We start from the raw sequence: 20208 nt of genomic DNA on the forward strand, positions 1-20208 counted from the left end.
CAATACTGGGAAGGAATGAGCAAGCTTATTCCTCTATAAGCGCAGTTCCACCGATTGTCATATTATTGATTCGAAGATGAGGTTGACCAACACCAACAGGGACATTTTGCCCTGCTTTTCCGCACATGCCAATACCATTATCAAGTTTGCTATCATTGCCAATCATTGTAATACGTTTCATGGCATCTGGTCCATTACCGATAAGGGTTGCACCTTTAATAGGCGCTACAATTTTACCATTTTCTACTCTGTAAGCTTCAGTACATTCAAAGACGAACTTTCCAGAAGTGATATCAACTTGTCCTCCGCCAAATGAAACAGCGTAGATACCGTTTTTGAATGATGATAGAATTTCTTCAGGTGTTTTATCGCCTCCTAGCATGATCGTATTAGTCATCCGCGGCATTGGTGCATGTGCATAGGATTCACGCCGTCCATTTCCAGTTGGATTAACCCCCATAAGTCGAGCATTTAGTCTGTCTTGCATAAAGCCAACGAGTTTTCCATCTTCAATAAGAACATTATATCCTGATGGGGTTCCTTCATCATCAACAGTAAGTGAACCACGGCATTCGGGAATTGTACCATCATCAACAACTGTAACACCTTTTGCGGCAACTTGTTGGCCAAGAAGTCCAGCAAAAGCAGAAGTTTTTTTGCGGTTAAAGTCACCTTCCAATCCATGACCTACGGCTTCATGAAGCATAACACCGGGCCATCCATTGGCTAAAACAACATCAAATGTTCCTGCTGGCGCTGCTTCTGCTTCTAAATTTGTTAAAGCCATACGTAAGGCTTCATCTGCAGCTTTTTTCCAATTGTCTTCATGAATAAATTGGTTAAATGCTTGTCTCCCTCCACATCCATAAAAACCATTTTCACGTCGATTGCCTTCAGCTGCGACCACAGATATAGAAAGTCGCACAAGGGGACGAATATCACGAACCAAATAACCATCTGCACGTAAAATTTCAACATGTTGTAGCGAGCCGGAAAGAGAAACAGTCACCTGATGCAATTTATCATTTTTAGCACGTAAATAGGCATCAATTTTTTGCAAAAGAGCACTTTTTTCTTCAAATGATGGAGAATCAAGGGGATTATGCGGTTGATAAAGTCTTTTGTTTGTTTGTTGAGGTGCTATGCTATAAGTCCCTGCATGATTATTATAGGTAACAGCTTTAGCAGCTTCACTGGCACGTTTGAGTGCAGCAGCTGATAACTCACTAGAGTGAGCATATCCAGTAGCCTCTCCAGCAACAACGCGTAGTCCAAATCCCATATCTTGATGAAATGAGCCGTTTTTAAGCTGTCCATTATCAAATAAAAGAGCTTCGCTTTCTGTATACTCAAGGTAAAGCTCACCATCATCAGCATGATGAAGTGTTTCCTGTATAAGTGATTGCACTTTAGAGGAAGCAATATCAAAATGATCAATCAGCGATTTCATAAGAATTATCCTATTTTTATGGGGGCTTAGAAGATTTTTATCAATCTAATTTTAAGAATCTTTCAAAATATACGATGAGATTTTGATTGTTTAAAATGTATTGATTTCATTCATGTCGGTAAGGTTGCATAGGCGTCGCCAAGACCATGAAGGTCAACAAAACCTCCAATCCCTTGTTCAGGAGTTGTAAAGATAAAATAGGTTGCCATTTTTCCTTTTAAAAAGAGCTGCAATATGTCTTCTTTAAGAAAGGCTTCAGCAACACAATTATCACCAAGACAACGACGATATTCCATTCTGCCCATATTTTTATCGTCAATTTTAATTCCAACGCCAGGACGTAATTCAACGCGAATCGGAACAAAAACACGCATCAAGGCACCTTGCTTTTGAGGAAGTTTATAAAATGTAACGCGCAAGGTAATATCTTGACGCCCTTGTGTGTGAACGTTTTGTACAACTTCACACTGCATGTTAGGTGTACCTGGTGGTAGAGAACACACTTTTGTCCATGCACCATAGGTTTGTGGAGCAGGGACATCTTGTGCATAGGGTGTTTGTGCAAATGCATGACTGATAAAACTACTATAAAGTGTGTAAAGAACAGCACCAATAAAAAAAGTTTTTTTGAGTAATTTATAAAGTATCACAGAAAATCCTATCCGACTCAACACCCACAACCATGCATAGATTTACATAAAAAAATGAACTCCCCATAAAAAACTATAACACAAAATCAGTATTTACCCAAATATATTAATTCATATGATATATTTTTATGATACATTTGTAATGTGGAGAGAACGTTGATTGAAAAAATGTATTTTTATTGCCAATATTTCCATTTACTTTTAGGGGATACGTGCGAAAGAGATATTTCATATTTTCTCAAAAATACGATTGGTCTTAATTGGTCATTTCCATACGCTAGATAATATTTGTCAGATAATATTGGGTTTGTGAATGACAGAAATGGAAAAGGGCTTTGAGTGGAATGTCAGTTTCAGAAGAGTTATCTGTTGTGAATGGTAAATCAACGCCACCAAAATCCGGTATTGGTGATTACATCACATTATTAAAGCCACGTGTTATGTCTCTTGTGGTTTTTACGGCTCTGGTTGGTTTGCTTGTATCGCCTGTTCCTATCAATCCGTTGTATGGTTTTTTAGCAATTTTATGTATTGCTGTTGGCGGTGGTGGTGCGGGAGCATTGAATATGTGGTATGATGCTGACATTGATGCTGTGATGGAACGAACTAAAAAGCGTCCTATTCCCATGGGTAAAATCAGCTCCCAAAAGGCATTTATTTTTGGCATGGTTCTTTCTATGCTCTCGGTATTGGTTATGGGGAGCTTCATTAATTGGTTTGCGGCATTTTTTCTTGCGTTTACGATTTTCTTTTATGTCGTTATCTATACAATTTGGTTAAAGCGTATCACACCACAAAATATTGTTATTGGTGGTGCTTCTGGGGCTTTTCCACCAATGATTGGATGGTCCGTGACAACAGGGACAGTGAGTATTGATAGCTTTTTATTATTTTTAATCATTTTTATGTGGACCCCTCCTCACTTTTGGGCTCTTTCTTTATTTTCATCTCTTGATTATGAGGCTGCAGGTATCCCTATGATGCCTAATGTACGAGGTGAGCATTCAACAAAAAAACAGATTTTATTTTATACTGTTTTGATGGCATTATGCGCTGCTGCTCCGTGTTTTACTGGTCTTGGCGGAATTTTTTATGGTATTTTTTCAACAATTTTAAGCATTATCTTTATTTATTTTGCCTATCGTTTGTGGAAAGCTGATACACATAATGAAACTATTTTGATGGCCAAAAAAACGTTTTTCTTTTCATTACTTTATTTGGCAGCTATCTTTGGAATTCTTTTGATTGAATCTCTTGTTTGGTATTTTATCGCTCTTTAGTTGCGTAAAATGAAGGAGCAAATTTTAAAAGAGCTTTTCTTCAAGAAAATGCTGTAAGAAAATACGATAGAGTGTGTTCTTATACAAAAGATGATATTGCGCGTTTTTTTACATTGCTTATTCATGTATAATGATAGGTTGTTTGAATATGATAAAGCTATAGAGATTAAGGATGATTATGTCTGGACTTCCCCCTTTAACGATACGTCTTTGTAGTCCACGTGGATTTTGTGCAGGGGTTGATCGTGCTATCCAGATTGTTCTGCTTGCATTAAAAAAATATGGTGTTCCAGTATATGTTCGTCATGAAATTGTACACAACCGCTACGTGGTTGAGGGATTACAGCAACGGGGTGCTGTTTTTGTCGAAGAACTTAATGAGATTCCAGAAGAACATCGCAATCAACCAGTTGTTTTTTCTGCTCATGGTGTACCAAAATCTGTTTCAGAAGAAGCACGATGCTATAATTTGTTTTATCTCGACGCAACATGTCCGTTGGTCTCGAAAGTTCATAAACAAGCGATACGACATCAACGTCATGGTCGTCATGTTATATTGATTGGTCATGCTGGTCATCCTGAAGTGATAGGGACAATGGGACAGCTTGAAGAAGGGGTTGTGACGCTTATTGAAACGATAGAAGATGCTTTGCATTATCAACCCAATGATCCAGATAAATTAGGATTTGTTACACAAACAACGCTTTCTGTTGAAGATACTGCAGGAATTATCGATATATTACAACAACGTTTTCCTACATTAGCAGCCCCAGCGGCTGAATCAATTTGCTATGCTACAACGAATCGACAAGATGCGGTTAAAGCAGCGGCAAAGGGGAGTGATTTGTTTTTGATTGTTGGAGCACCAAATTCTTCTAATTCACGACGTTTAGTAGAGGTTGCCGAAAAGTCTGGTGCGCGACAAGCTATTTTAGTTCAGCGCGCTGATGAAATTAATTTTGAAAACCTAAAATCTCTTTCTATTGTCAGTCTTTCAGCAGGGGCTTCGGCTCCTGAAATTATTATTGATGAAATTATTTCAGCGTTTCGTGAGCGTTATGATGTCACAATAGAATTAGCTGAAACAGCGGTAGAAACGGAAAAATTTTTAGTGAGTCGCGAATTACGTGACGTCATTTTAACGTCTCAAGATATGGCTTTCGTCAATGGTCAAGCAAATAATGCAAAAAATGAAAATCAGAATACAGACATGTCTACAACGAAAGCAGAATAATGGCCGTTTATACAGATATTCACCCAAATGATTTAAAAGTGTTTTTAACACGTTATGCAATAGGATCACTTTTGTCTTATCAAGGTATAGAAGAGGGGATTGAAAATTCCAATTTTATGTTAGAGACAACACAAGGGCGATTTATTTTAACACTTTATGAAAAGCGTATTTCAAAAGATGATTTACCTTTTTTTTGTCGCTTGATGCAGCATTTAGGACAACGTGGAATTCCTTGTCCTAAACCTGTTATTCAAAATGATGGAATGATGATCTGTGAATTAGCAGGACGTCCTGCTGCTATTATTACTTTTCTGGAAGGAGAGTGGATCCGCCAGCCCAACATAGATCATTGTGGCGAAGTGGGGATGGGGTTAGCACAATTACATTTAGCAGGACAGGATTTTACACTCAGTCGTAAAAATACTCTTTCTGTTATGGATTGGCAGGTATTGTGGCAACGTTGTCAAACCAAAGAAGATGCATTGTTAAAAGAATTTGGACAAAAAATTGAGTTGGAATTGGCTTTTTTACAGGAAAATTGGCCGTTCAATTTACCAATAGGCATTATTCATGCAGATTTATTTAATGATAACGTTTTTTTTGTGAATCATCGTCTTTCTGGGATGATAGATTTCTATTTTGCTTGTAATGACTTTTTTGCTTATGATTTAGCGATCTGTTTAAATGCTTGGTGCTTTGAGCCTGATCATTCCTATAATCTTACCAAAGCACGTAAGTTATTGGAAAATTATCAAAAAATAAGACCATTGATCCCTTTAGAATTGGACAAGATGGTTTTATTAGCTCGTGGTGCGTCTCTACGTTTCTTACTCACACGTCTATATGATTGGTTTAATACACCGCCTAATAGCTTTGTTATTAAGAAAGATCCATGGGAGTATTGGCACAAGCTTTGTTTTTTCAGTAATGTAAATTCGCTAAGTGAATTAGGTTTTTAAATTTTATGGCAACTCAACAAAAAGTCGTTGAAATTTATACAGATGGTGCTTGCTCAGGGAATCCTGGAATTGGAGGGTGGGGGGCAATTTTACGCTGGAATGGTCATGAACGGGAGCTTTATGGCGGTAAGGTCCATACGACAAACAATCAAATGGAACTCATGGCGGCAATTTGTGCATTAAAGGTGCTTAAAGAGCCCTGTTTGGTCGATCTTTATACAGACTCAGTTTATGTACGTAACGGTATATCTAAGTGGATTGAAGATTGGAAAAAGAATAATTGGCGCACCGCATCAAAAAATCCTGTTAAAAATATGGAGCTATGGCAAGCTCTTGAGGATGCTAGTTCTTGTCATACAGTTAGATGGCACTGGGTAAAAGGGCATGCGGGACATCCAGAAAATGAACGCGCAGATGCCCTTGCTCGCAAAGCAATTACTCAATATCGTGAAAATGGACGTTTTCCAGCATAATTGCTGTTTGAGAGCTTTTTCTTTTATCACGGAGACGCAAGAGGGGTTGGCTGCGTATGGAATATGAATGTTCCACTTAAGGCGTGATCTTTAAAAGAAACTGTATAAAAAATTTTTTGGTTTATTTCTTCTGGTGCGAAATAGAGTGGAGCATTAAAGAGTGTATATTCTGCGTTATCACTGACTTTTCTTGCTGCTCCAATTTGCATTTCTCCTCCATCTAAAAAGAGAGAGGAAGGAGTGGTTTTGTTATTATTTTGTATTTTTATAAGAAGGGTACTGTTATTTTTTTCGGCACTTATTTTTAGTGCATTCTGCGCCATGCGTGGCAAAGAATCTTGCGCCTTTTTTAAGAAGGAAGCAGGAAGCTGTTTATTTTTAAGAGCAGATGGCGAAAAATCAAAGTTAACAGTAAATGGAAGACAGATTTTGTGACATAATCCAAGAGTGAAAGCACCACTTAAATTTTTGCTTGAACTAGAAAGATTGAAGGGCAATATTACTTTATCTTTATAACCTAATGACCAATCATTTTCTGTTTCAAAAAGCTGTGGAGTAGGATAAAAGATTTCATAAGAAATCTGTTGGTTGAAATTAAAAAATGGTGCCATGCCAGAATTACCTGGATTACGCCAGTAAGTTTTCCATTCTGGTTTAAGCTCAATTTCAATAATGCCTTCTCTTATTCCAGAAAGAGAAGGTTCAGTGATCGCTAATCGGATACGACCACCATCTGATTCATACCAAGATGTTGCGAAAAGCTGGAGTTTTTGTTCTGTTTGAGCATTTACAGGAATGTTAAGTAATTCTAAAACTATGAATGTTAAGCTTAAAGTAACTAAAAGCTTTTTATAAAAGAAAGTTGCGATATTTTGTAAATTTGTAAATATATAACTTTTTTTCATTGGAGTTTTATTTTCCTAGTGTGCTAAATGAACAAACTTTTATCATGTAAATTATGGAGAATAACAGATTAATGAAGCGGTGTAATGGCTTTTTAGGTGGACAATTACTCATAGCAATGCCTGGGATGAATGACAAACGCTTTATTCGTTCTGTTATTTATATTTGTGCGCATTCTGATGCCGGTGCGATGGGCATCATTCTCAATCAATTGCATCATATTGATTTTCCGGAGCTTTTGCTTCACTTAGGAATCATAGACAGTGGCCAAAAAAAAAGTCTTTCTGAACCAATAAAACAGTTTCCAGTTCGCTATGGTGGTCCTGTTGATCCTTCGCGTGGTTTTGTTCTTCATTCAGATGATTATGCTTGTGAAGAAACTGTTTTTATTGCAGATAAGATCTGTTTTACTGCGACAATTGATATATTAAAAGCGATCAGTTGCGAACAAGGTCCGCAACATGCACTGGTCGCATTAGGCTATGCTGGATGGAAAGCGGGGCAACTTGAGGCAGAAATTTCTACAAATGGGTGGCTAATCAGTTCTACATCACCTAGTTTTCTTTTTGAAAGCGATTTAAGCTGCAAATATGATAAAAGTTTAACACGCATGGGTATCGATCCAACTTATCTTGCTTCTGAAATGGGACACGCGTAGAGTTTTTTCTAAGCTTTTTAACTTTATTTTATCCCTTATGTTTTTATTTTATAAGGGAAATGGCTCTGAACGAGCGTAATTAATTCTTCTATGGCAATCGGTTTTGTCACAAGTGTACTTTGAACATATTTACAGCCTTCTTGACGGAGGAAGATTGCTTCTTTTTCATTTTCAACACCTTCTGCGATAATTTGCAAATTAAGATCTGTTGCCATATTAATGATAGACTTTAGAACAATTTTCTTCTTAAGAGAGTCGATTGAGATAAGTGAATGATCAAGTTTAACCATATCAAATGGATAACGTACGAGATAGGTCAGAGACGAATAACCTGTTCCAAAATTATCGAGTGCGAGATTCATTCCAAGTGTTTTAATTTGTTCAAGAAAGTGCGCTGATTGTTCAGGATTATTTCTTAAGACAAATTCAGATATTTCAATCATCAGACGCCCTTTGTGGAGCGGATGGCGAAGCAAAGCGGCACGCAATTGACTGATAAAACGAGGATGAATCATTTCTGCGCTTGGTAAATTAATTGAAATAAAGAAAGATTGTTGGGAAAACTTTTCTTGTACATTTATAAGATCAATAATGGCATTATCGATGATAAATTGTGACAAATCCATAACAATTTGTTCATTTTCTACGATTTTTATGAAATCAGAGACATTTAAATTTCCATAAGTGGGATGATGCCATTCTACAATTGTTTCAAAACCAATAATATGTCCGTCTGATAAATTAAGAATAGGATGGTAGAGGATTTTCATCTCATTACGTTTTATGGCATAATGAACATCTTTCTCCAGAGTATTATGTTCGAGACCCAAAGTGCGAAAATTAGGACGAAAAGGTTCAATATGGTTCCCACCCATTTGTTTTGCGCGAATCATCGCTAACTCACTATCATTAAAAATATCTTTAGCCGTCGATCGGCTTTCACTCCATGTAACCAATCCGATAGAGGTTGAAAGGATTATTTTATTTTCTGAAAGTGAAATAGGTGCTGAAATTGTTTTGTGCAAATGATCTGCAAATGCTGCAATTTTTTGTGGTTCGGTTTCACTGAGTAAAATAATTGCAAAGCGGTCTGCTGAAAGACGCGATAAGGTGTCTTGAAAGTTAATGAGACGATTTAAACGACGTGCGATTATAAGCAGTACAGTATCCCCAACTGCTATGCCTAATTTGCGATTAATTTGGCGAAAATTGTCAAAATCAATCATAAAGACAGTCGGTCTAATTTTGATATTTGCTTTCGCTAAAGAGGTATAATTTTGTAGTCTATCAAAGAAAATTTGTTGGTTAGGAAGTCCAGTTAAGCTGTCGTGGATTGCATCATGCAATAAGCGTTCTTCGGATTTTTTATGGTTAGTAATATTGACAATGGTTCCAATAACACGTGTGATTTTTCCATCTTTTTGCATAGCCGGACGTGCACGAAGAGAAAACCAATGATAATAACCACCACCGGAAGAAAGCCGAAAAATTTGATCAATGCGCCCTTTTTTATTTTTAAGAATGATATCCAATACGGCTTGAAAGCGTTCACGATCATCATGGTGCAAGGCTGAAATCCAGTTGCGCATAGGTCCATTGAGGTTATGAATTTCAGTACCAAAAAGGGTTGCCATGTTTGGATGTACAACAATACGGTCACGCTCAATATTCCAATCCCAAATAATATTTCCAGCTCCCTTTGCTGCGAGTACTTGTTGTTCAAGGTCGGAAAATATTCCTTCATGGAAAGCGTCATTAGAAAAAGTTTGTTGCAGGACAGTAAAGCTTATGAGAAGAACAATGAGCACTAATCCCCCCGCTAATGCTGGCTGGATAATATCATTGTTTAAATGTCCAGCTATGCAGGCATAGGCTCCAACGCACCAAAAGCTAACGAGCAACCATGTTGGAATAAGCATAATGGCGCGGTCATAGCTTCTGATTGAGAAATAGATGATTAATATTATACCAAGCACAGCGGTAAGGCCAAAAGACAAACGCGCAATTCCAGCTGCTCTGATGGGATCATAAATAGCAAAGGCTCCTAGACTGCAAAACGCAATGGTCCAAGCGATAGCACCGTAACTAAAATGATAATGCCAGCGGTTAAGGCTGAGATAGGTAAAAAGAAAAATGAAGAGTGTAGCAGTAAGTGCTACTTCTGTACCAGCACGCCAGATTGGTTGGGTTGTGAGTGTAACTGCAAAGAATTTATTTAAAAAGTTGAAGTCAATACCAATATAAAAAAGCACTGCCCAAGCAACTGCCGCTGTTGCAGGAAACAGCCCTGTTCCACGGACGACGAAGAGAACAGTTAACAAAAGCGCTAAGAGACCTGATATCCCAAGAAGAATACCATGATAAAGCGTATAAGAATTAATTGCATCTTTATAAGCTTCAGGTTGCCATAAATAGATTTGCGGTAGATTTGCAGAGTTAAGTTCGGCCACAAATGTAATAACAGCACCAGGGTTAAGGGTAATACGAAAGATATCAGAGTTTGCACTAAGTTGACGATCGAGGGAAAAACCTTCGCTTGGCGTTATGGATTGAATCCTTGATGATCCAAGGTCTGGCCAAAAAAATCCAGAACGTGCCATGCGGTAATGGGGGGCAACGATGAGACGATCAACTTGTTCATCTGTTGGATTTGCAAGAGAAAAAACTGCCCAATTTCCGGAAAATTTTTCATTTTTTGCCTGCACTTCAATACGCCATACAATACCATCTGGTCCTGGTGCTGTACTTGTTTGAAAAATAGAGTTGTTTGTATGGTGAATTTCAATTGCTTTTGAGAGATCAAGAGCAGCATCTTGAGAAGAAATTTTAACTGGTTCAATTGCTTGTGCTGATGTAAGATGGACAAGAGAACTAACGACTACAATGAAAATGATGTCAATTATTTTACGCAAACTCTTCACAATGTCCCACTCTCAATATTTTAGGATGTTTAATTTTCATTTCGACTTTTGAGAAAAAACGTCCACCTTTTATAATTTATTTACATAATAAATTGTTATCACTTTTTCTTAAGTTATGTGATTTTATATACAAATAGACCACACACCCATTTGCTTCAATGGAACCTGAAGCGAATGAAGTTTTATATTTTAAAAGGGCAAAGTTAAACCATGAATTTTCAGATTTCACGGATATACCTTCACTTATTAGAATCTTTATCACATGAAGTATGAATTGGGTAGTTTTGTACACCTCTTTGCCCAATATTTCCAAAACTTATTTAATGAGGAGAGCTTTTGTGGTAAATTTTATGATAAAATATGTGACGTTATTGTGATGCTGCTTTAAAAAGAAGTTTTTACTTTAGCTTGTATGAAAGAGTTGACGTTAAATCATCAAAATTTATGAGGGGGCCTACAGGTCCGACAGCAGTTAGTGTTGGAGTGGAGTTTGTAAAAAGACGATGTGCTAAATCAGTTAATCTTTTAGGAGTGATGAGATTGAGGCGTTCAATTGTTTCCGATATTGGAATTGGTCGACCATAAAGGAGTATTTGGCGAGCAATGAGATGTGCTTGACTAGAGGGATTTTCTTGTGACATTGTCAGATTTGCACGATATTGCGTTTGTGCTCGTTGCAGTTCGTTGGCGTGAATATTTTTGCTGACCTTGGAAAGTTCATCAAGAATCACAGGAATAAGTTCTTTGAGCCCTTCTTGTCCGGTAGCTGCGTGAACACCAAAAAGCCCAGTATCTGAAAATCCCCAATGAAAAGCATAAATAGAATAGCATAATCCACGTTTCTCTCTTACCTCTTGAAAAAGACGTGAAGACATACCACCACCAAGAATGATTGAAAGAATTTGGGCCGCATAAAAATCACGCGCGTGATAAGCACGCCCTTCAAACCCTAGAACAACTTGTGTATCCATTAAATCGCGATATTCACGAAAGTCGCCACCGACATAATTTGCAAGATTAGTAAGAGGTGCGGTTGAATGGGAGCGAAAAGTACCAAGACGACTTTCAACTTCTCGCAAGAAACTTTCGTGCTTTACAGCTCCTGCAGCAACGACAATCATACGATCTGCACTATATTGTTTATTGATGAAATCATGGAGATCAGTAGATGTAAATGATTGAATAGTTTTAGCTGTTCCTAAAATAGAGCGTCCAAGGGATTGATGACGAAAGGCTGTTTCTGTAAAGTGATCAAAAACAATATCATCAGGAGTGTCATGGGCAGCACCAATTTCCTGAAAGATTACTTGTTTTTCTCGTTCTAGTTCATCGTCGTCAAATTTTGAATGCATTAAAATATCGGCTAAAATGTCTATAGCAAGTGGGATATCGCTTTTAAGTACACGTGCAAAGTAAGCTGTTGTTTCAATACTGGTTGTAGCATTGATTTCACCGCCAACATCTTCAATATCGGTTGCAATTTGAAAAGCAGTACGGTTTTCGGTTCCTTTAAAAGCCATATGCTCAAGAAGATGAGCAATACCATGCTGTGTGGAGGTTTCATTGCGTGAGCCCACTTTAACCCATATTCCGAGGGCAACACTATCAATTTGTTGCATTGTATGTGTGGCGATAGTCAAACCATTATTTAGGCGACAGATATCTACATCCATGTATTTACAACTCCATTAAATAAGCTAAATACCTCATTGTAAGGGTATCAGAATCTTCTTGATTTAAATTAATGCAGCTAACTTTAATAAGATGCACGCGATTTTAAAGAAATATAATCTTTTACTATTTTTTCATCATTAGCAAGATTTATAAAATGTTCTTCGTGTTTCATTACATCATTGAGATGAGATGGCCATGGAGCATGAAGGCCACAAGCGCTTTTAATAGTATCAGGAAATTTAGCTGGATGAGCCGTGGCAAGAACGATCATTGGAATATGCGGTTTTTTGTTTTCACGCGCTACTTGAAGAGCGACCGCTGTATGTGGATCAACAAGATAGCCACTTTCCTTATAGACACTATCAATTTTTTGAGCTGTTGCAGCCATGTTGCTTTTCCCAGCGGAAAATAGCGAACGAATATTTTTGAGTTGCTTTTCATCAAGAGTAAAGAGACCCGTTTTTTTCAAGTTTTCCATTGCATTGCGAATCCACATTGGATCACGATTGCCACTTTCAAAGAGCAAACGTTCAAAATTAGAAGAGACCTGAATATCCATAGAAGGTGATGTTGTATGGACTATTGGTTTTGTTTCGTAAGTACCACTGGTCAATGTACGTACAAGGATGTCGTTATCATTCGTTGCGATGACCAGTTGAGCAATGGGTAATCCCATACGGGCTGCGACATAACCTGCAAAAATATCACCAAAATTTCCAGTAGGAACAGTGAATGAAACAGCTCTATCAGGTGCTCCTAAAGAAAGTGCAGATGAAAAATAGTAAACAATTTGCGCCATGATACGCGCCCAATTTATAGAATTAACACCTGAAAGCGCTGTTTTTTTACGAAAATTATGATCATTAAACATTGCTTTGACAAGAGCTTGGCAATCATCAAAATTTCCTTCAATGGCAATGGGATGAACATTGGAACATTGATTGGTTGTCATTTGCCGTTGTTGAACAGGTGATACACGTCCTTTAGGAAATAAAATAAAAATATCTGAGTGTTCTTTTCCAGCAAAAGCTTGTATCGCAGCTCCTCCTGTATCACCTGATGTTGCAGCAATAATCGTTGCACATCTATTTTTTTTAGTCAAAACATAATCCATCAGTCGAGAAAGAAACTGCATTGCTACATCTTTAAAAGCTAAAGTAGGACCATGAAAGAGTTCAAGGATAAATTCATCTGCTCCAGTTTGTCGTAACGGACAGATTGCTGGATGGTGAAAGGTTGCATAAGATTCAGCGATCATATTTTCAAAAGCTGTATATTCGATTTCGTTATTCACAAAGGGCCACAGAATAGTTTTAGCAATTGTTGTATAGGACTGACCACGAAGTGCTCGTAACGCATCAAATGATAATTGCGGAAATTTATCTGGAAGATAAAGCCCACCATCACTCGCCAACCCTGTCATGATTGTTTCCGTAAAGCTTAAAGCAGGAGCTTCACCTCTCGTGCTGATATATTCCATAAGTCTTATCCTTTTTTTATTTCTGGCAAATTGGTGAAGTTATTTATTTCACGTTTTTCATAATATTTAAATTATTAAATGGATAGAGCTTCTTTTCTTCTTTTTAACTCAATAATGAAAGGAAATAGCCTTAAGCATTTTTATTTTTGAGATATAAACGCCAAATGTTCACAGAAAATCTTTTACAGTCGAAAATTTTCTCTCTATTATTCATTCACTTAAATTTTACAACGTATCTTCATTTGTACACCTTCTTAAATAATACAATTAAATAGATAGAATGGCATTTACTGAAGAACTTTTGTATAAAACTCAATCATTTATAGTTATTTTATGCTCTTAATACTTTGTAACAATTAAATCTGCTGAACTGAATGTTAAAATGATACACCTCAGAACTCACATTGGAAGATTTATAAGGTAAATTTATGGCATTTCGTGCGCAAATCTATACTTTGAATAATATTTTTTAGCTTAATTTATCACTTTGTATAATAATAGATATTATATTTGTGCTATACAGTATGGTAACCTAAAGTTTATCCATAGAAAACATACAACAGCCTGCTAAATGATGGGAAGCAGGCTGTAAAGTATTTTCATTTTAAATAGAAAAAAATAACTAAGTATCTTTGAATTATTTGCCTTTAATTTTTCCTATTGCCCATCCGATTATCGCACTAAATATGGCCATAACAGATCCGGTTAAAAATCCAAAACCCAAAGCTCCCATTGTAGAAAAAACTCCTAGCGTAATGGGTTCAAATACTTTCTCAAATTTTCCTTCAAAGGCAGATTCACTTTTTGCTCTATGAGTGAAACTTGGGACATAAAGAGCAGCTATATCGATAGTTTTTTTCTTTCCTTGTTCTATTAGAGAGACAGTTTCCCATTGAGTATCATTTTTCAAATGATTGGCATGAACATTTATAACTTGTGAAAGCAAAAAAGCAACTGCTATAAAAATATTTAATACGTAAGTTTTCAATACTTTAATCATAGTTTACCACCAATACTTTTATTTTAATCTGAATTGAATAGATGCATCGGCAGAATTAGTGCACATTGAGAGAAACAGAAGCATTTAAAGCTTTTTTCACTCTTAGTGTGGTAATTCATTAGTTTTTGTCATCAACAATGGATAAACACAGAATATGTTCATAGTTTATATTTCATATGAGAAGGTCTTATTCTGATGAAATTTCAATTTTAACGAGATTTAAAATACAATATTATTTTACTTATTATCCATCCTAAAAACATGCCTATCGTACTTGATGCATATCCAAGTGCCATCCCCATACCAAAAGCCCCGAGTGTAAGAGGTTCAACAACCTTTTCAAATTTTCCTTCAATAGTAGCTTCATTACCCACTCCACGATTTAGACTAGGTCTATAGAGAGAAACAGTATGGACTACATCCTTTCTTTTCTGCTCTATTGCAGAAACAAAAATATTCTCACGATGAGTACTATTTTGTAAAGAGTTTGCATGCACATTTACAACCTGAGAAAGAGAAAAGGCAGACATAATGAAAATACTTAATATATGATTTTTAAATAATTTAATCATAATTTACCTCAAATATTTATAATATTCAATACATATGCGTAAATTTATACTTTGGATATTTGGATGTAATCTACGAAATTTATATTTCATGGAAAAATAAGCTTCATTATGTAATTATTTACAATTAATTATTGACTCATAATGAAGCTATTATTCTAGAGTTATAGACGAGGTTGAATTATTTGAACATCAATACTATGTCCTTTATCCAACTTATTATCGATCCTATAAAACTCAGTGCATATCCAGCGTACAATAGTCCCATTCCTATAGTCATAGGCCCAACGACCTTTTCAAATTTTCCTTCACCTATTGTTCCATGTTCTGTTTGATAATTTACAGACGGAGCATAGAAAGCAGTCGTAGAAACTACATCGGATTTCGCATATTTTACTTGTTCCATTGGGAAAACAGAAAGTTCCTCTTTTGGAGTATCGTTTTTCAAATAGTTTGCATTAACATTTACAGTTTGTGAAATAAAAAAAGTGCTCGCTATAAAAATGCTTAAAATATAATTTTTAAATATTTTTACCATAAATTTACCTCAAATATTTTTAAGTTATATATGTAATAAATATACATAATGTTTATGTATATCACACTATATACAAGCCATATAGTTCAATATGTATTTTTAGTCAATAATAAAAATACATATAAAAAATATAACTATAATTTTTATAAACGTTATTGTAAAAAAGTAACAGTAATAATTACAAATTATATTTTTTAAAAACTTTATACAATATTTTATTATGTGTTATATATAAAACAACATATGGTTATCGTATAATTTTTATAAAACGATATTAATATATTTTTTAAATACATTTATAGATAATAAAAGTGATCAAAATTTTTACATATTAAATATATAAAAATTTATTTATTATCGATAGTATAATAGAAAACATGAAAATTATGATGTAGTTATAAAAATATTATTAACAATTAAAATATGAAAGGATACGATAAAATTTTATTATTTATAGTATTTATTATAGATAGTCATTATTGTATAATGTGTGTTATATAGATATTATTTAAGTTATTATTCAATGGTTATTTAAGTGCATCGTGATAGCAGAATAATAATTCTTAATTTACTATTAAATATATACATTTATCTTATAGATAATAATATGTTATAGATACTAAAAAATGTACAATTTTCTCATAGTATAAAGTAGAGCTCGAATTGGATAGAGATAAATGATATTATCTTTTTCTCGCCAATGTGAACAGCATATTACTATGATGGAAGGCGGTGTATAGAAGAATATAATTTAGACATATTTATGAGTGCCGAAAGATCAGCATTAGATAATATTTTCAACACTTTCTTTTTTCCAAACTGAAAAGCCGCTTTTATTTTTAGAAAGTGGATTACTTTTGAAAAGATCTGATTTCATTGCTTATTTAAAAAGGCTATTAAGTGCTTTCGGAAAATTTTAAGCAACTATTGGTATCTCTGTCGCTTGTTTAACATGATTATATGTTTCATATTTATGTGCTTTTTTAAAGAAACCGTTCTCAAGTTACTCAAGCCTATTTTGCAATGATAGATATGATGATAAAGCCCCCATAATATAAAATTCTTAGGGCATCAGAATTTTTGACGTTTATAAAGAAGAAAGATGGCATTGCCATACACTTTTCTCGCTCCTAATGTTGCTATAATTTTTGCCTTTTGAGATGATTCATTAAAAGGCATTTTTATTTCTTTATTTATTTAATTCAGCATATCCAGATTTGAAATGAGAGAATCTTACAATATTCGTTTTTTTTGCTTAATTTGAATAATGATAAATTATGATTATAAATCAATATATTGTCTGTAAATTACTTGGTATGAAATGTTTTTTATAAAATGCAAATCTTTATAAGAATGTATTCTTTTTGTTTTTTGTAATCTTAGGGAGGTTGTACCGATTGAAGCTGTTAAAATACTGTTTAAGCAGCAAAGTAAATAAGCCTTCAACAAGTTTATGAGATTTGGATTGAGTAAATATAAGTTCTTCTAACTCAACAAGGACGCTTTTGTTGTTTTCAATAAACTCTTGTATTCCATAGATTCCGCGAATTTTAATATGCTTTCCATGACCAATACGCACATACTCTAAAATTTTACCATAGTGTGTGATTTTTTGATCAGATGGAAGAGGCTAGCAATTTTCACATCTTATCGAGCAGGGCATCGTCATATTCCTTTTTTGAAAAATATAATAACTTATCAGGATGGGCTGCTGAGGTTGGGAGTGAGATATCGGATTTGAGATAGATAAGCAGGGTTTGATTTTTATGAGTTTTCCTCCCTGTTGTTTGCTTTTTTAAAGCGCGTGCAATGGTTAACTGACTTATTGATTGCTCAACGAGGTGCTATATTTTTTCCTTCACATTGAAATGCAATTCACCCGTATCGTGAATTACGCATTTATTGAAGTTATTATAAAAGAAGCAACGAGAAGAGAAGGGCATTTGAGTAAAAATGCTTCTTACATAAGAGTTTACAAACTAATATATTCAAGAGATTTTTTATAATAGATCCCTCCATACTGCCATTGCTTCTAAGACTTCTCCTAAATGAGCATGTTTTGCGATAACTGTTTCTGCACCAGCTTCTGCAAGTGCATTAGAGTGGCCAAGATAGCTATGTGATCCTCCCGTAAAGCCGATGACACGCATGCCTGCTGCTGTGGCTGCGTGTACACCATGAAGGGAATCTTCTATAACGATAGTGTTTTGGGGCTCTGCCTGTAATTGTTGTGCGGCAAAAAGGAAAACATCAGGGGCCGGTTTCGTTCTTTTTGTTCCAACTTCAGGTGCTGAAAATATTTTACCTTCAAAAAGGTCATAGAGATCAACCGTGGTGAGCATCTCTTTTATATCTACGCTTTTTGCATTAGAGCAGATACAGTAGGGATAGCGTGTTTGAATAATTTCTATGGCTTCTCTTACATCATCAATAGCCCGTAATTTAGTTTTTATTTGTGTACGAAAAATATTAGTCATCTGATCTATGAGATGAGCGGAAATTGGTTTTTCTGTTTCCTGTTCAACGTGTTTAAGAATATCGCGAAAAATAAGCCCTGCAAAACGCTCACTCAATTCTTCGGGTGATATTTCATATCCTGTTTGTTTGAGCAATTGAGATCCAATTTTTGCTGCAAGATATTCAGAGTCGACGAGAACTCCGTCACAATCAAAAATAATAAGATCTATCTGAGGCATAAGATATTCCTTTACATGTTACGAGATGGACAACTTTCATGAAAACGATATTGAGAGGATCTTATTTCATAAAAATACGCTTTGAAAATGATTCTTAATTCTTTTACGAAATAAAAGATATGGGAACAGTACATTGAAAAAAAGAAAAATAAGGTTTCATTCATATGAAAGTTTTTTTACTTAAAAAAACAAAAACAATTATCAATTTTGTAGAACTTTAACGATACGTTTACGCTATTTTGTAAATATGGATTGGTAATGCGGGCCTATAAACTATTTTGGTTGATTATAGGGCAAATTCAGTTAATTTTGTTGGGTTTTTCATGACAGTTATTCAGCTTCAAAAAGATTTTCTTCGTACTCCCTCACAGATGCCATGGCGCAATAAAATTTTTAAAGGAGATTGTGTTTCCGTTCTAGAAAAACTTCCAAAACATTCCGTTGATATGATTTTTGCGGATCCACCCTATAATTTGCAATTGGACGGAGCTTTATATCGTCCAGATCATTCGCTTGTTGATGCGGTTGATGATGCATGGGATCAGTTTGAGAGTTTTGCTGCTTATGATGCTTTTACTCGTGCATGGTTGCTTGCTTGTCGTCGTGTATTAAAACCCAACGGAACACTTTGGGTTATCGGATCTTACCATAATATTTTTCGAGTTGGGACGGCATTACAAGATTTAGGTTTTTGGATGCTTAATGATATTATTTGGCGCAAGAATAATCCGATGCCTAATTTTCGAGGGCGCCGTTTTCAAAATGCTCATGAGACGCTTATTTGGGCTGTGCGAGATCAAAAAGATAAAAAGTACACATTTAATTATGATGCCTTAAAAGCGGCAAATGAAGATCTACAAATGCGTTCAGATTGGCTTTTCCCTCTCTGCACTGGAGCTGAACGTTTAAAGGATGATTCAGGGCGTAAATTACATCCAACACAAAAACCGCAAGCGTTATTAGCGCGTATTATTATGGCTTCTAGTAAACCTGGAGATGTTATTCTCGATCCGTTTTTTGGTTCGGGAACAACAGGTGCTGTTGCCAAGCTTTTAGGGCGTGATTTTGTTGGGATTGAACGCGAGCAAGATTACATCGATGCAGCATGTGAGAGAATTGCAGCGGTTCAACCTTTAGCGCAACCAGAACTAGCGATTTTGGATAGAAAAAAAGCAGAACCACGCGTAGCATTCAACAGTTTGCTTGAAGCAGGTTTACTCTATCCTGGAGAAGTTCTGTATGATCGTAAGAAGCAAGTATCTGCTATTGTAAGAGCTGATGGTACGATTATGCATGGTGGTGAAGCGGGCTCAATTCACGCAATGGGAAGAAAGGCTCAAGATTCGCAGAGTTGTAATGGTTGGACCTTTTGGTATTATGAGGAAAATGGACGGTTGAAGTCCATAGATCATTTAAGAATGATCATACGTTCACAAATGTTAAAAACGGGTGTTTTATGAACTAAGCTGATCGCTTCATTCTAGAGTGATCATCAATGTACCTGATCTTGATTGAGATGGACGGGAGGGTGTTTTTGCCTTTCTTAGATGTTTTTTATTAAAACACTAATCCGCTTATAAGCGGCAAGCGAGTATTTTTATGCTTCTTTTAGAAGAAATTAAAATGAGAAATTTTCACTCTATGTTCTGATTTTAGTTCCAAAACAGTAAAATTTCAATATAAGCTTATAAAAATGAAATATCAGAATTAAAAGGTTCATTCA

Annotated in this window: 16 protein-coding genes; 6 read left to right on the forward strand and 10 right to left on the reverse strand. The window is 35.6% G+C overall.

Translation table 11 applies throughout. The features are described 5' to 3' along the window. Positions 1-25: 25 nt before the first annotated feature. Both tldD and ACFIK2_RS02205 read right to left on the reverse strand, forming a co-directional pair. On the reverse strand, positions 26-1450 hold the full coding sequence (gene tldD / locus ACFIK2_RS02200; RefSeq protein WP_375634225.1) for a metalloprotease TldD: 1425 nt from the start codon (positions 1448-1450) through the stop codon (positions 26-28). A 110-nt stretch (positions 1451-1560) separates the two neighbouring features. Beyond that, positions 1561-2100, reverse strand: a complete 540-nt coding sequence (locus tag ACFIK2_RS02205; protein ID WP_375611128.1) for an invasion associated locus B family protein — start codon at positions 2098-2100, stop codon at positions 1561-1563. 344 nt (positions 2101-2444) lie between these two features. Between ACFIK2_RS02205 and cyoE the strand changes: the two genes are divergently transcribed. The 4 genes from cyoE to rnhA all read left to right on the forward strand — a co-directional run bounded on the left by cyoE (position 2445) and on the right by rnhA (position 6046). Then, on the forward strand, positions 2445-3380 hold the full coding sequence (gene cyoE, locus ACFIK2_RS02210; RefSeq protein WP_375634227.1) for a heme o synthase: 936 nt from the start codon (positions 2445-2447) through the stop codon (positions 3378-3380). A 178-nt stretch (positions 3381-3558) separates the two neighbouring features. Next, positions 3559-4614, forward strand: coding sequence for a 4-hydroxy-3-methylbut-2-enyl diphosphate reductase (gene ispH / locus ACFIK2_RS02215; RefSeq protein WP_375634229.1), 1056 nt, complete (start codon positions 3559-3561; stop codon positions 4612-4614). Further along, entirely contained in the window at positions 4614-5573 is a 960-nt protein-coding gene (locus ACFIK2_RS02220; RefSeq protein ID WP_375634231.1) for a homoserine kinase, read from the forward strand. The genes ispH and ACFIK2_RS02220 overlap by 1 nt, the downstream gene beginning before the upstream one ends. A 5-nt stretch (positions 5574-5578) precedes the next feature. After that, positions 5579-6046 (forward strand): ribonuclease HI, encoded by a 468-nt coding sequence (rnhA, locus tag ACFIK2_RS02225; RefSeq protein ID WP_375634233.1) that lies wholly within the window; start codon positions 5579-5581, stop codon positions 6044-6046. Between the two features lie 26 nt (positions 6047-6072). Here the strand turns inward: rnhA and ACFIK2_RS02230 are convergent, their stop codons facing one another. Beyond that, on the reverse strand, positions 6073-6951 hold the full coding sequence (locus ACFIK2_RS02230) for a protein-disulfide reductase DsbD domain-containing protein (protein WP_375634235.1): 879 nt from the start codon (positions 6949-6951) through the stop codon (positions 6073-6075). 71 nt (positions 6952-7022) lie between these two features. On the opposite strand from ACFIK2_RS02230, the gene ACFIK2_RS02235 reads away from it, so the two are divergent. Further along, complete coding sequence (locus ACFIK2_RS02235) at positions 7023-7607, forward strand: YqgE/AlgH family protein (protein ID WP_375613019.1); 585 nt, start codon at positions 7023-7025, stop codon at positions 7605-7607. A gap of 35 nt (positions 7608-7642) precedes the next feature. Here the strand turns inward: ACFIK2_RS02235 and ACFIK2_RS02240 are convergent, their stop codons facing one another. From ACFIK2_RS02240 to ACFIK2_RS02270, 7 genes are all read right to left on the reverse strand, one after another. Next, positions 7643-10528 (reverse strand): EAL domain-containing protein, encoded by a 2886-nt coding sequence (locus ACFIK2_RS02240; RefSeq protein WP_375634284.1) that lies wholly within the window; start codon positions 10526-10528, stop codon positions 7643-7645. 398 nt (positions 10529-10926) lie between these two features. Beyond that, a complete protein-coding gene (locus ACFIK2_RS02245; protein ID WP_375618402.1) occupies positions 10927-12201 on the reverse strand; it encodes a M16 family metallopeptidase in 1275 nt (424 codons plus the stop codon). 83 nt (positions 12202-12284) lie between these two features. After that, on the reverse strand, positions 12285-13682 hold the full coding sequence (gene thrC / locus ACFIK2_RS02250) for a threonine synthase (protein WP_375634239.1): 1398 nt from the start codon (positions 13680-13682) through the stop codon (positions 12285-12287). 637 nt (positions 13683-14319) lie between these two features. Next, entirely contained in the window at positions 14320-14682 is a 363-nt protein-coding gene (locus ACFIK2_RS02255; RefSeq protein WP_375634240.1) for a hypothetical protein, read from the reverse strand. A 209-nt stretch (positions 14683-14891) separates the two neighbouring features. Next, the gene (locus tag ACFIK2_RS02260; RefSeq protein WP_375634242.1) at positions 14892-15254 is read right to left on the reverse strand and encodes a hypothetical protein; all 363 of its coding nucleotides are present in this window, start codon (positions 15252-15254) and stop codon (positions 14892-14894) included. Positions 15255-15432: 178 nt separating this feature from the next. Then, on the reverse strand, positions 15433-15789 hold the full coding sequence (locus ACFIK2_RS02265) for a hypothetical protein (protein ID WP_375634244.1): 357 nt from the start codon (positions 15787-15789) through the stop codon (positions 15433-15435). Between the two features lie 2000 nt (positions 15790-17789). After that, the gene (locus ACFIK2_RS02270; RefSeq protein WP_375634246.1) at positions 17790-18485 is read right to left on the reverse strand and encodes an HAD family hydrolase; all 696 of its coding nucleotides are present in this window, start codon (positions 18483-18485) and stop codon (positions 17790-17792) included. A gap of 371 nt (positions 18486-18856) precedes the next feature. Here ACFIK2_RS02270 and ACFIK2_RS02275 point away from each other — a divergent pair, with 371 nt between their 5' ends. Further along, entirely contained in the window at positions 18857-19945 is a 1089-nt protein-coding gene (locus ACFIK2_RS02275) for a site-specific DNA-methyltransferase (RefSeq protein ID WP_375613050.1), read from the forward strand. Positions 19946-20208 lie beyond the last annotated feature (263 nt).

Source organism: Bartonella sp. AP88XZML (genome assembly GCF_042195565.1).
Lineage (GTDB): Bacteria > Pseudomonadota > Alphaproteobacteria > Rhizobiales > Rhizobiaceae > Bartonella.